Source organism: Flavihumibacter sp. UBA7668 (assembly GCF_002483205.1).
In the GTDB taxonomy this organism is placed as follows: Bacteria; Bacteroidota; Bacteroidia; order Chitinophagales; family Chitinophagaceae; genus Flavihumibacter.
This window is the reverse complement of sequence record NZ_DLHM01000001.1, coordinates 417,620-431,787: the sequence shown is the minus strand read 5'-3', so window position 1 is coordinate 431,787 and position 14,168 is coordinate 417,620. Positions and strand designations below refer to the sequence as shown.

Annotated in this window: 10 protein-coding genes; 6 read left to right on the top strand and 4 right to left on the bottom strand. The window is 41.4% G+C overall.

Annotated features, from left to right (window positions below; genetic code table 11):
* Positions 1–4 precede the first annotated feature (4 nt).
* Entirely contained in the window at positions 5–784 is a 780-nt protein-coding gene (locus B2746_RS01850; RefSeq protein WP_290790361.1) for a segregation and condensation protein A, read from the top strand.
* Here the strand turns inward: B2746_RS01850 and B2746_RS01845 are convergent.
* Both B2746_RS01845 and B2746_RS01840 read right to left on the bottom strand, forming a co-directional pair.
* Positions 776–5,782 carry a PKD domain-containing protein gene (locus tag B2746_RS01845; protein ID WP_290790358.1) on the bottom strand — a complete coding sequence of 1,669 codons (5,007 nt, stop codon included), beginning with the start codon at positions 5,780–5,782 and terminating at the stop codon, positions 776–778. The genes B2746_RS01850 and B2746_RS01845 overlap by 9 nt on opposite strands.
* A gap of 94 nt (positions 5,783–5,876) precedes the next feature.
* Complete coding sequence (locus tag B2746_RS01840; RefSeq protein ID WP_290790355.1) at positions 5,877–6,449, bottom strand: murein L,D-transpeptidase catalytic domain-containing protein; 573 nt, start codon at positions 6,447–6,449, stop codon at positions 5,877–5,879.
* A 325-nt stretch (positions 6,450–6,774) separates the two neighbouring features.
* On the opposite strand from B2746_RS01840, the gene B2746_RS01835 reads away from it, so the two are divergent.
* Positions 6,775–7,092 carry a hypothetical protein gene (locus tag B2746_RS01835; RefSeq protein ID WP_290790353.1) on the top strand — a complete coding sequence of 106 codons (318 nt, stop codon included), beginning with the start codon at positions 6,775–6,777 and terminating at the stop codon, positions 7,090–7,092.
* 97 nt (positions 7,093–7,189) lie between these two features.
* Here B2746_RS01835 and dxs read toward each other — a convergent pair whose 3' ends face one another.
* On the bottom strand, positions 7,190–9,118 hold the full coding sequence (gene dxs / locus B2746_RS01830; protein WP_290790350.1) for a 1-deoxy-D-xylulose-5-phosphate synthase: 1,929 nt from the start codon (positions 9,116–9,118) through the stop codon (positions 7,190–7,192).
* A 195-nt stretch (positions 9,119–9,313) separates the two neighbouring features.
* Here dxs and B2746_RS01825 point away from each other — a divergent pair, with 195 nt between their 5' ends.
* Genes B2746_RS01825 through B2746_RS01810 form a run of 4 tightly spaced genes read left to right on the top strand, consistent with a single transcriptional unit; the run spans position 9,314 to position 13,401 of the window.
* On the top strand, positions 9,314–10,372 hold the full coding sequence (locus B2746_RS01825; RefSeq protein ID WP_290790348.1) for a sensor histidine kinase: 1,059 nt from the start codon (positions 9,314–9,316) through the stop codon (positions 10,370–10,372).
* Between the two features lie 10 nt (positions 10,373–10,382).
* Complete coding sequence (locus B2746_RS01820) at positions 10,383–11,114, top strand: LytR/AlgR family response regulator transcription factor (protein WP_290790345.1); 732 nt, start codon at positions 10,383–10,385, stop codon at positions 11,112–11,114.
* 44 nt (positions 11,115–11,158) lie between these two features.
* On the top strand, positions 11,159–12,448 hold the full coding sequence (locus B2746_RS01815) for a M28 family peptidase (RefSeq protein WP_290790343.1): 1,290 nt from the start codon (positions 11,159–11,161) through the stop codon (positions 12,446–12,448).
* Between the two features lie 23 nt (positions 12,449–12,471).
* Positions 12,472–13,401 (top strand): M28 family metallopeptidase, encoded by a 930-nt coding sequence (locus B2746_RS01810; RefSeq protein WP_290790340.1) that lies wholly within the window; start codon positions 12,472–12,474, stop codon positions 13,399–13,401.
* Between the two features lie 2 nt (positions 13,402–13,403).
* On the opposite strand, the gene B2746_RS01805 is transcribed toward B2746_RS01810, so the two are convergent.
* The gene (locus B2746_RS01805; RefSeq protein WP_290790337.1) at positions 13,404–14,162 is read right to left on the bottom strand and encodes a geranylgeranylglyceryl/heptaprenylglyceryl phosphate synthase; all 759 of its coding nucleotides are present in this window, start codon (positions 14,160–14,162) and stop codon (positions 13,404–13,406) included.
* Positions 14,163–14,168: the final 6 nt, after the last annotated feature.

Here is a 14,168-nt window from a genome sequence, read left to right as displayed (position 1 = left end):
AAGTATGGCCGCGCAGCAACTTTCTTACCAGATCAAACTGCCACAGTTCGAAGGACCCTTCGATCTGTTGTTGTTCTTTATTGAGCGGGATGAACTGGATATTTACAATATTCCGATTACCCGCATCATCAATGATTTTCTTGATTTTATTCATGGGGAAGAAAAACTCAATATCGAGATGTCGAGTGAGTTCATTCTATTTGTTTCCACATTGATGCGCATCAAGGCCAAAATGTTGTTGCCAAGAAAAGAGATCGATGCGCAGGGAAATGAAATCGACCCCCGTCAGGAACTGGTGGACAAATTGCTGGAATATCGCAAATACAAGCAGGCGGCGGCGGAGCTTACGGAAATGGAAGCAGTCCGGATGCTGATGGTGAAAAGAGGGAATGCCAATAAAGAACTGGGGCATATTGGAGAAGAAGCGAGTGAAGGATCAGAAATTCAGCAAATCACTTTATTCAAACTGATGAAATCGTTTGAAAAAGTGATGCAGAAAGTATATGACCGCAATAATAAACCGGTACATACAGTGGTGCAATACAATTATACCATGGAAAAAAGCCGGGAGAATGTATTGGATCTTTGTCGTACGAAAAAGACCATGAGTTTCGAAAAATTATTCGAGATCTGTGAAAACAGGATTCATGCTATTTTCACCTTTCTGAGTATGCTTGAGCTGGTACAGCAAAAATACATGACCATCATAACCGGAGAGGGCCGCAATAACTTCATTGTTGAATGGAACGATGAGCGTCAGGAGGATGAGTTTGTATTAATATAGTAATACTACGGATCCCTTCCGAACAATCGGCTGGTTGTTATAACAGCGAAGCTGAATAAAATATACATAAGTTCCCGAAGCCTGTATCATTCCTTTAAAACGGCCATCCCATGCGTGAGATGAATTGGATGGGTCTCCGTTTTTAATTTCATAAACGAGTTGACCGAATCGGTTATAAATCTGGAAAGATTCAATTTCTTTTATTCCGGTTGCCTGGATTTGAAAGCGATCGTTTTTGCCGTCACCATTGGGTGTAAAGGCATTCGGGATATAGACTTTGTTTTCATCACATCCCACAATGATTTTGATTTCATCACTGGCAATACATCCATTTTCATTACTTACTTCAAGTGTATAAACCATGTCTTGCGAAGGGGTAGCAAGTGGTTGAAGGCAATTGGTACAACTAAGGAAATTTGCAGGACTCCAGGACCAGGTGGTAACATCTGCACTGGTTTGTGCGCTAAGTGTAACCGTTGAAGTAGCGCTTGTAGTTATATCCTGGCCCAATGAAACCATTGGTATGGGATACACCTGAATATTGATCTCGGTTTCTTTGGGAAAACAACCGGCAGCAGCAGTTGATCGTACCCGGTAGATGGTTGATTGGTCTGGTTTTGCAATTGGATTAGGGCTGCTTATTGAACTTAATCCGGCAGTAGTTCCTATCCACTCATAATTTGCACCACCACTTACACGAATGGGTACTGTATTACCTATACAAATGCCGGTGTCCGGTGAAATTTCTAGATTATAATCTGGTATAACGGTGATGTTTACCTGATTTGTTGCACTGCAGCCATCTGCAGAAGTACCGGTAACCATGAAGTTGCCCGAAGTACCAGGATTGGCAATAGGATTTGCAATGCTTGGATTATTCAAACCGGTGGCAGGTGACCAGGAATAGGTTACGGCACCAGTTGCCTGCAATTCAATCGACTGGCCGGTACAAATTTCCAGGTCGGCTTCTTTTAGCTGAATAGTGGGAAGAGGGGAAACCCGTACCAGTTTTTCTGTTGTGTCAATACAAGCCTGGTTAATAGTGTACAATTGAACCAGGTAGGTGCCAGCATTAAATTGGACCGGTGGAGGTTCCTGGGCGTGGCTTGTTTGTCCATTTCCAAAATTCCAGTTCCAGCGAAGGTTTGTTCCGGCAGCCTGGGCCCCTAACTGAATGGACTTATCTTCGCAAACCAGGTCAGGAGAAAGGATTTGTGCCCTTACCAGCTTATCAATGCTAATTAATTTGGAGATCGTTTTTGTACAGCCGAGCGGAGACAGTACGGTTAATTGCAGCGTATGAGAACCGGTGGAGCCATAATTGGCTACCGGATTTCGTTCATTGGAAAATCTTGTTAACGCGGTGGTTCCAAAATCCCAGGTGTAGGAAAGCGGGTGACCTGCCTGTTCTGCCACACTGGATATAACTGGAGTTAACTGAATGACTGCGTTTTCACAGAATCTTTCGGGCAGGGAGTTTAAAGATAGACTCAAGCTGTCAATAATAACTGATTCCGGGGCTTCACCTAATTGTCTGCAACCTGAAGAATCTATTACAAGCAGGGATGGTTGATAGATGCCGGCGTTCAGGTAAGTATGATTGGCTGATTTTATGTTATTGGTGAGAACAGTGCCATCGCCAAAATCCCAGGCATACAACAGCCCTGGTGCAGAAGTTTCAAGCTGAACTATCTGAGTTATACAACCTGACCAGCTATCAGCCATTAAATTGGCAGGAATGGATCCTTTCACTTCTACTGAATCAATGCTTTCAATTCTTTGACCATTCTGGAAAATGGCATTCATTTTAATGTAGTATTTGCCAGGTTGGTGAAATGTATGTGTAGGCGAAAAGCTGTTCTCCGATCTTGAACCATCGCCAAAATCCCAACTAATAATTGGATCACCCACCACAGTAGCATTAAAATTCACTACAAGTGGTGGACAACCACTGTTTTTTACAAAACCGGTTTGAGTTTTAAAATTGACATTTTGATATTTAACTACAATTATCTGGTCCATTGTGTCAGCGCAGGAATTATCTGCAAATCGTGTAATTAATTGAATTGTATATTGGCCTGGATTGGTGAATGTATAGCCGGGTTCTTTTTCGTTTGAATATGGAACATTATTAATCTTCCATTCGTATCTAATTTCTTTTTGGGGTGGGAATTCAGAAAGGTTATTAAATATTGCCTGTGTTTGCGTGAAAATCTCAGTGGGATTTACTGTGAATTTTGCAACTACTTTATAAATTGTTGGTATGGATAAAATACTAATGGATTCGCAACCTTCGGAATCTGTTAGTTTAAGTTGTACTACTTCATGAGAAGCCCATTGACTAATTGGTTGATAAGGTACAGCAATACTTTCCCTTGAATTGCTGGTTAGTCCTGTTTGGAATATCCATTCCCAGTTGGTAATTGAGATTGATCCGAAAGGCTTGGATGAATCCTGCAGCAGGATAAAATTTTCACCACATTTTGGTATTGTAAAATATGGTTTCGGAACAGGGCCTTTGACAGTAATAGTTAAGGGTAATGAGGTATCATTACATATATATTCAAACGATACTGAAATTGCTCTGATGGAGTAGGTGCCAGGTTTTAAACTTTCTGTTGAAATACCAAAATCAATTCCGGTAGAATCAAAGGGTTTAACATAGGCTATAGGTATATTCTCACCATCTTCATTAATCAATCCATAAAAACCATATTGCGATCTGTTATAATCCCAGAAGTTAGATTCAAATTTGTCTATTCTGAAATCAATTATACTTCCTGGTTTAGGACAAATTTCCTGCGCAGTTGTACTTAATCTGGGTGATTGTTTTAAAAGAACCCGAACCACAGTAGTGTCATGAACGGTACATGAGCCACTTGTGCTCGTAAGTACTGCATTATAAGTTCCTGATTGTGTGTAAGTATGTGAAATTACCGGGCGGGCATCTGTATAGGAAAGCGTTGTGCCATCGCCAAAATCCCAATCCCAGTTATCAGTTTGATTTGATCCGTCAAAAAACTGAATCTCACCGCGGGTGTTTTCACAATTATAAATTGATCTGGATTTGGACGGAAAGGGTGGTTTTACAATGATTGGTGTATTGATTTCAATAGAGTCCCAACAATTAACATTGGATGCCAATACTTTAATGTTGTAGGTGCCTTCATTTTGATATTTGTGTCCGTATAAGAACTTTCCTGTTTCCGTATTACTATGTCCAACCCGCCAGTTTCCATCTCCAAAATCATAAAACCAGGATGAAACATTCTCGATACCGGTTCCTTCTATATAAACGGGTGTGTTTCCACAAACTTCCGGGTCAGAAAGTAATACAGCGGAAAATTTTGGTAGAGAATCAATTGTGATTGAACCATGCGTTAGCGATGATTTGCAGCCAGAACTTGTTATGAATTCTACTGAAACATAAGTAATTCCTGCCTTGGATAGATTGAAAATCGGACTTGCTTCAGTCAGAATTGTATCATATTCATTGATTGTCCATTTATACGATACAATATCGAGATCAGTTTCAAGCCTGAACTGATACATATTATTTGTACATCCGTTAATAAGGGCAGGATCGTGGGAACTAAGGTTCGAAAGTTTTATTGCAGCAGGTGGCTGGTATGGAATCAGTTGTACTTTTTCAGCGTTACACCCATGCTCAGAAAAAGAAGTAAGTTTAACATAAAAACCATTCAAGTTTTTAGTTACAAAATTAAGCGATCGTTGGTCTCCAATAATAGTAGGGTCATTAAATTCATAACGCCACTCCCATTTAGATGAAATTGAGCAGGTGTCTTTTAAAACAAATGTTGCAGGAAATTCGCAGGAGGGCAGCTCTGTTGCTTGTATTTCTCCAATATCCGGAATAGGATTTATGTTTATTGATTGGTAAGTAGTATCCTTACAATTTGGACTGTATTCATTAATCATTCTGACAGTATATGTTCCGGGTTCAGGAATCGTATACCTTGCTTCATGTAACTGAAAACTATTTCCGCTTCCAAATCCTTCTATTTGCCAAAGTGTTGTGGATGGCAATGGCTTACTATTATTTTTTAATTGTATTTCATTATTTGAACAGGTGATTTCCGGAATTTTAATAAATGGATTAAAATAAGAAACATTTATATAATTCTCTTTCTTTAAAGATGCACTGCAGCCTGATTCATTGGTGGCTCTTAATGTAACATTGTATTGGCCTTTTTCTGCATAGGTGTGTAAAGGGTTTTTAATTGTTGAAGTGCTGCCGTCTCCAAATTCCCAAACGAAATTTAAATCTTCCGGATCAGTAGAATTGTTTATAAACTGAATAGTACTATTGTCGTTACACAATATGCTATCGATGGAAGAAAAAGTAATTTTTGGGGTATTGTGAATAACTACAAATGAATCCTTCCGGATTTTAGTCTGACAGCCCCACTGATTCGTAGTAACCAGGCTGACTGAATTGTACTGGCCAAATGTATATTTATGTTCAATATTGGCAGGAGTGCTGGTTTCCAAAACAGTTCCATCTCCAAAATCCCAGAAATAGGAATATCCGTTTGTATTCTCTCCGGGGTTGGGTTGAATTGTAAAGCCCACTTCCAATGGGGCACAACCAATCAATGTATCTGCAATAAAATTTACCGTCGGAGATGAATGGACCCGGATCGTTTGTTGCCGGGTTGCAGTTACACCATTTTCTGAAATAGTAAGCAGGATGGTATAGGTTCCCGGATTAGAATAAATAGCTGCTGCATCGCGGGAATACGAAGTATTTCCATTTCCTAGTTCCCATTTGTATTCAGCTGCAGCTGTAGTGCCAGTGGAAGTATTTTCCAGTTCTACCAGAAAAGGCGCACAGCCTTCAACGCTTTTAGAGGTAAAATCAGCTTTGACCTGAGCCTGGGAATGTAATCCAAAAAGCAAACTAAGAATAAAGTAACCTCCTATGGTTAAATAGCGCAGTTGTAGCTGCTTAAATCGGTATAGGAAAGGTTTTTTCAATTCAGGTTTAATAATCCGACAAGATAGAAATTGAAGTCTTTATTTGCAAGTTATCTTAACAATGAATTTGTATGATTAAAAAATTAAATGTGATTCATTCAAATACCTGCAGTAGAATTGGCTTTTGTTCCAGTTGAATTGCAGCATGTAAATATTTTAAGAAAGAAGGTGAAACAGCCGGACAGCCATCACTCTGGCAAATTGGACTGGGGTGTACAGAATTTTCGGGAACACAGTCCATCGCATGCAGAACCACATAGCGTGCATAGGCATTGCTGTTAGTGGAAGACAAACCGTGCAATTTATAAGCCAGTCCGAATTTGCCTTGATAGGATGCTCCCATTTTATAAATCCCAAGTGAGGTACAGCCGCTTCCGATTTTATTGGAATAATTGCGGCCGTAGAGCCAGAGCTTATTGCAACGACCATGGGTTACGAGGCCGTTTTTTTCGATGCGGTTCTTCTTCAGGTCATAAACGGCAAATCTTGCTAAACCGGAAGCCTGTTTCATATCAATTAAAAACACACGATTGGGACTATACCCCTTTCGTTCTGCCAGCAATTTAAGTTGGAAAGCCTTAACCTGAAAGCGCTCCGAATTGGTGGTAACCGATTTTCCGGATAAGCACATAAAACCACTGGCAACTACCATGTATTTTAAAAGCATAACCTGCATTTCCGGAGAGATGCAGGTTACTTAAAATTCCACACATACAAGAAAAAATTAACAGGATACGAGAGTTTGGGGGGCTATTTAAAACGGAGTTTTTTCTGAATATTTTTCGCAACTTATGTGCCCTGTATAAGTCCCTGTTCAATGGAAAATCTGTAATGAATACCACCATATAATCTTGATATTCCCGCTTCCAGAGCAATTGCCCTAAAGGATGGATAGAACCTTGCTTTAAATAATAAGGGATCCGTTGCGGGATTGTGCAAATAATCAAATGTATGATCAACAAAAGACTGATTCGCTCTAAAAATGATGATAAATGCTTCTTCATTGGCGGCTGAAAGGGAAGAATATACGGAAGGATATTCAGGATGAGGAGGTTTTCCCAAAGTGGATGCCCAGGTGGTATGACCCAGTTCTTAACAAAGTAACGGCTACGCAGCAACCCAAACTCTGCATTCCTTCTTTAAAGGGATTTCAGGTAATAGAAATCAACGATATTTTGTACTGTGAAGCTTCTGTCAGTTACACCAATTTCATCTTTGTTCAGCAGCCTTCCATCTGTTCAGCCAAGCCGATTCATGATTATGAAGAACTATTATCCGATGCCGGTTTTGTTCGGGTTCAGGCGGTGTAATCATCCTTTCTAACAATGCAGAAGTAGAAGTGAGCCACAGAAAAAAAACCTGTTTTTTACTCAATTGAGAACCTTCAACAAGTTCTGATTAAAGCTATTATTGAAATAGCTGGACACTGACCTTATCCTTCATCATTTCTTTTATGGTGTCGGCAATTGCAGCTGCATCATAACCACATTCACGGTGTAATTCTTTGAGACTGCCATGTTCCACAATGCGGTCAGGAATGCCCAGCATTTTAACCTGCGCCTGATAATTATGTACAGCCATGAATTCCAGCACTGCAGATCCAAATCCCCCTACAATGGTGCCATCTTCAACCGTTATGATTTTGGGATAACGCTGGAATACTTCGTGTAACAAGTCTTCGTCAATAGGTTTCACAAAACGCAGGTCATAATGAGCTGGATTAATGCCATATTGTTTTACATCCCGAATGGCACTTGCAGCAAAATTTCCGGGATGACCAAAACTCAGAATGGCAATCTCATCCCCGTCTTTTAGTTTACGACCTTTACCAATCTGGATTTCTTTCAACTCTGTCCTCCAATCAGGCATTACACCTTCTCCTCTCGGATAGCGAATTACGAAGGGAAGTTCGGTTGATTCCAACTGTGAAGTATACATAAGGTTGCGCAACTCTGATTCATTCATCGGTGCACTGACAATCAAATTGGGGATACAGCGGAAGTAAGGAATATCATATGCGCCGTGGTGGGTTGGACCATCTTCACCAACCAATCCGGCACGATCCAGGCAAAATACCACAGGTAATTTCTGAATGGCTACATCATGCACTACCTGGTCATAGGCTCTTTGCATAAAGGAGCTGTAAATATTACAAAAGACCTTCATTCCCTGCGTAGCCAACCCCGCACTTACGGTTACAGCATGCTGTTCACAAATGCCCACATCAATAGCCCGATCCGGCATTTTGTCCATCATGATTTTCAGGGAAGAACCGGAAGGCATGGCTGGAGTTATTCCAAAAATAGCAGGATTGTTTTCTGCCATTTCAAGAATGGTATGTCCAAATACATCCTGGTATTTGGGCGGCTGGGGAGTATCGTATTTTTTCTTGAATATTTCGCCCGTAATCTTATCAAATAATCCGGGGGCATGCCATTTGGTCTGGTCTTTTTCCGCCAGCTCATAACCTTTCCCTTTCACGGTAATTATGTGAAGGATTTTTGGTCCGGGTATATTTTTAAGATCTTGTAATGTATCAACGAGTTTGGTAATATTATGCCCGTCAATAGGGCCGAAATACCTGATTTTAAGGGCTTCAAATAGGTTGCTGCTTTTATTCACCATTCCTTTGATAGAATGCTCCAGTTTGGATGCCATTTCGCGGGAAAAATTACTGCCAACTGGCAATTTCCCCAATGCTTTCCATACATCATCCTTGAGTTTATTATAAACCGGAGAAGTAGTGATATCGGTCAGGTATTCTTTTAGTGCACCAACATTGGGGTCTATGCTCATGCAATTATCATTCAGAATTATGAGCATATCGGCATCGGATACCCCGGCATGGTTCATAGCTTCAAAAGCCATTCCTGCTGTCATAGAGCCATCGCCGATTACAGCCACCGATTTCCGATCCTCCCCTTTATATTTCGCAGCCAGAGCCATACCCAGAGCAGCCGAAATGGAGGTGGAGGAATGGCCAACACCGAACGTATCGTATTCACTTTCAGTGCGTTTGGGAAAGCCTGATAAGCCACCATATTTCCTGTTAGACGCAAAATTATCTCTGCGTCCCGTCAGGATTTTATGACCATATGCCTGGTGACCTACGTCCCAAACCAGCTGATCATAAGGAGTATTGTACACATAATGGAGGGCGGTTGTAAGCTCAACGACGCCCAAACTTGCGGCAAAATGGCCACCGTGCACACTTACAACGTCAATTATGTATTGCCTGAGTTCATTACAAACCTGGTGTAATTGCTCTTTACCAAGCTGTTTGAGGTCAGACGGCTGATTGATTTGCTGTAAAAGCGGGCCAGGTTTAATATCCATTCGGTAAAAATAAAGCGTCAAAGATACAGAACACAATCCGCCCGAAGCGGTTTGGTACAATATAAAGAATTTAACAAATACCTCGCAAAATGGTTGAATGCCATCCATCCCGGACTCCTGCCCCCGTCACAACTTATTTGGCCATTAATACAATTCACTATATTAGGGGTACCACAAACAGCTAGATTTGCGCTTATGCTTCCACGCGGAATTAAATATTATTGGATCTGCCAGATTCTGGGATGGACTTTCGTGGTCCTGACCATGCTGATCTTCGTATATACATTTACCCCGTCCAAAATAGATCAACGGCTATTTGTAAGGGTAGCGCTGATTTTTGGCTCGGGTATTTTTACCACCCATATGCTCCGGGCATTTATAAAACGCAGTGGCTGGATGCTTTTGCCGATCGAAAAAGTGATTCCACGCATGGCGGTGGCCATTGTAATTACCAGTCTGGTTTGTAGTCTGGTATTTATGGGATTGGTGCAACTATTTGATGTTCAGACAGATGTGCAGCGTAAAATTGATTTTCCTGCCCGGCTCCTGGGGGCTACACTTGATATTGGCCTGTTTATTATACCCTGGACCCTCATCTATTATATTTACCACTATGTAGCCAAAAGCAGAAAACAGGAAGTGGACACGCTTAAACTGGAGGCCCTGGTTAAGGAGCTGGAGCTGAAAACGATTAAAGCGCACATCAATCCACATTTTATTTTTAATGCCTTAAACAGTATCCGGGCCCTGATAGATGAGAACCCAAGCCGGGCACGGGATGCCATAACTGAGCTCAGTAATATCCTGCGAAGCAGTATGCAGTCTGAAAAATCGGAAACCGTGCCATTGGAAAAAGAGCTCAATATTGTACGGGATTATCTGGCATTGGAACATATTCGTTTTGAAGACCGGCTGAAAGTTGAATATGAAATTGATGAGGATACCCTGGATCAGCCTATACCACCAATGATGTTACAAACATTGGTAGAAAACGCCATCAAACACGGCATCGGAAAGCAAATGAAGGGTGGAGTTGTTCGGATTATTTCCGATTTCAGAGATAATTACCATGAATTGCTGGTTCAAAATACCGGTCGTCTGTCCAGCCATATTAATGGCGATGGATTTGGAATCAGCAGTACCCGGAACCGTTTACAATTATTATTTGGAGATAAAGCCGATTTCCGGATTGAAGAATCCAATGGCAATATGGTGGAAGCAAGAGTGAAAATTCCGGTTGTAGAACCCGCTTAAACTAACACATATGATAAAGGCTGTACTAATCGATGATGAACGATTGGCCCGCACAGAATTGAGAAAATTATTGACAGAATTCCCGGAAATTGAAGTGGTGGGAGAAGCCGCCAATGCATCCGAAGGGATTGAAGCAATTGAAAACCTGCAACCTGATCTGGTCTTTCTGGATATTCAGATGCCCGGTAAAACCGGTTTCGATATGCTGAGTGAACTCGAAAAAGCGCCGCATGTTATTTTCACAACAGCTTACGATGAATATGCATTGAAAGCTTTTGAAGTAAACGCACTCGACTATCTGCTAAAACCAGTAGATACCAAACGCCTTGCTGATGCAATTCATAAACTTCATATCGCAGAAGAAAAAGAAGCAATGGCTCCGGCCATCAGTACCAACAGAAGTCTGCTCAGCGAACATGACCAGGTTTTTGTGAAAGATGGTGAACGTTGCTGGTTTGTAAAGTTGAGTGATATCCGCTTATTCGAAAGTGTGGGGAATTATGCCAAAGTGTTTTTTGGTAATAACAAACCCCTGATCCTTAAATCGCTGAATGCACTGGAAGAACGGCTGGATGAGAAAGTGTTTTTTCGTGCCAATCGCAAACACATCGTTAACTTACGACTTATTGAAAAAATTGAGCCCTATTTTAACGGAGGGTTATTGCTGGAATTAAAAGGCGGCGAAAAAATTGAAGTTAGCAGAAGGCAGACGGTAAAGTTTAAGGAGATGATGAGCCTATAGGAAGTTAGAAGTTAGAAGTTAGAAGTAAGAAGTTAGAAGTTAAAATGAAATATACATTGATAATAGCAGCATTGCTGGCGATGCTGCAGGCAAATGCACAGAAGAAAAAGAAAGCAGGCCCCGATATTGATATCAAAGAAGTCAGCCGAATTGAAAAAACGCTTTCTGCCGATGATATGCAGGGGCGGCGGATTTTTACGCCGGGTATAGATAAGGCAGCCAATTTTATTGCTGCTGAATTTGAGAAGATCGGGTTGGAGAAATCTCCAAACAGTACCAGTTATCTGCAGACGTTTAAAATGTTGAAACCAACTCAGCGCTCAGCTGAAGCAACGGTAAATGGAAAGCAGTTGCAGGCAACTGAATTTTTTGTAATTACGCCAAAAGAAAATCTGGTTATTACGGAAACTTCCGGATTTGAACTGGTGCAAATCAAGGCTGGTGCTCAGTTTATGCAGGAAGCTTATGGTCATGTTTCCTCCGGTAAGAATAAACTGATAGCAGTGGATCCATCATTTGCATCCAACTTTGGCCGCCTATCCTTTTTCAAGCGCCAGATGATGGAAGGTGGGGCTTCCACTGTTTTTATTTTATCGGCTGATCCTGTAACCTCCTTTTCCATAACAGCTAATCATCAGTTTGAGGTTTCTCATTTGCATAATGTGGTGGGAATTTTACCCGGTAAATCAAAAAAAGACGAGTATGTAATTTTCTCAGGTCATTATGATCATTTGGGAATTGGTAAACCGGTTAATGGCGATTCGATTTTTAATGGCGCCAATGATGATGCTGCAGGAACTACTGCTGTAATTATGCTGGCCAGGTATTTCAAGAAATTAAAGAATAATGAACGCACCATCATTTTTGCAGCGTTTACGGCTGAAGAGATGGGTGGTTATGGTGCAACTTATTTTTCCAAACAATTCAATCCGGCTTCTGTAATGGCCATGTTTAATATTGAAATGATTGGAACAGAAAGTAAGTGGGGTAAGAATTCCGCCTATATTACAGGATATGATAAATCCAGCATGGGTGAAATCATGGCGAAGAATCTTGAAGGCACAGGTTTTACATTTCATCCTGATCCCTATCCGGACCAGCAATTATTCTATCGCTCTGATAATGCAACCCTGGCAAGACTGGGTGTGCCAGCCCATACCATTTCAACTTCCAAAATGGATAGTGAAAAATATTATCACACCGTGGATGATGAATTTGAAACCCTGGATATGGAAAATATGACCCGGATTATCCGTGCTATTGCATTAAGCTCGCGAAGCATTGTTGCCGGCACTGACACTCCGAGCCGCGTTGATACCTCGAGCTTGCGTTAATGGAATTAACTAACAAATTTTTTTTGCTTGCTGTTATCTTTTTTTTGCTGATTGTCCCGCTTGCGGCACAGCAAAAAAAAGATAGCAGTCTTGTTTTTGACGATATCAGCGGCTGGATGAGCTATCTGACAAGCGACCGATTGAAAGGAAGGGTGGAAGGTTCAGTTGAAAACAGAGAAGTCACCGATAGTATTGCTGCATATTTTAAACTCCTGGGGTTAAAACCCTTTAAGTCAGATAATTTTCTGCAGACCTTTTATCGTCATCCGGACGATTCCACCATCACAACCAGTAATGTGATTGCCTGCTTGCCGGGTACGGAAAAACCGGATGAATATATTTTGCTTTCCGCACATTTTGATCATGTGCAAATTGGTTACTACAACAAGAAAGATAAAATTTACAACGGTGCAAACGACAATGCTTCGGGCACTTCCGTTCTGCTTGCACTTGCCCGCCAACTTTCAATGACAGGTCCGCATACACGTAGTATACTGTTTTGTGCATTCAATGCGGAAGAAGCCGGATTGATCGGTTCCACTCATTTTTCAGAAAATATCAATGCCAGGCAGATTGTAGCCGGTATTAATCTTGAAATGCTGGGTTATCCTCAGTTTGGAAAAAACACCATCATGCTAACGGGTATGCTCAAGTCCGACTTATATTCACTTCTGAAAAAAAGAATGCCTGGTTCCGGAATTCGAATTCGACGAGAGCGAGGTGATTTATTTCAACGTTCGGATAATTATCCTTTCGCAAAAAATGGAGTACCGGCACATACGCTGATGGCTAGTGATGACAGGGAGCCCTGTTATCATTCACCCTGTGATGAATTAAAAAGGATGAATCTGCCTAATATGACATCGCTTACAATTGGGATACAAATCCTGATTGATGGATTACTGAATGGAGCGGATACACCGAAACGGATTGATTCTGCTGATTTACAATAAGTTTAAACGACCGGCTTACTGACAGCATGAACAGCCGCACTCATTTCGCGTATGAGTCCCGGATCCTTTTCTATGGCATTTCCAACAACAATCAGATCAGCACCGGCCCTGCAATTCCGATACGCTTTTTCAGGATTGGTGATGCCTCCGCCAATTATTAAAGGAACTGATATCTGTTCTGATACAGCTGTTATCATGGTTTCGCGGATAGGTATTTTAGCACCACTGCCGGCATCCATGTAAATTAACTTCATTCCCAGCATTTCACCGGCAAGTGCAGTACAGAGGGCGATTTCGTTTTTATCCGAAGGGATAGGGCTCGCATTGCTGATATAAGACACGGTGGTTGGTGCCCCTCCATCAATCACCATATAACCAGTACTCATTATCTCAAGACCACTTTGTTTTACAAAAGGAGCACTGATCACATGTTGTCCAATCAATAACTCCGGGTTTCTTCCTGAAATCAGGGAAAGATAAAGCAGGGCATCTGCATATCGGGAAATCTGTGAAGGGCTTCCCGGAAATAAGATAACCGGAATATCGGTAAGGGCTTTGATACCCTGAATACATTCATCCAGGTGATTGGAAATAACCAGACTGCCGCCAACGAATAGGTAATCTACACGGGCATCCATGGCCAATTGTACCAGCGCCGGAATTTCAGCAGGCTGAATTTTATCCGGATCCACGAGTACGGCAAATGATTTCTGCTTTGCAGCTTTGCTTGTTAATATCTGTTGATAGGTGCCTTTTTGCATTCAAAA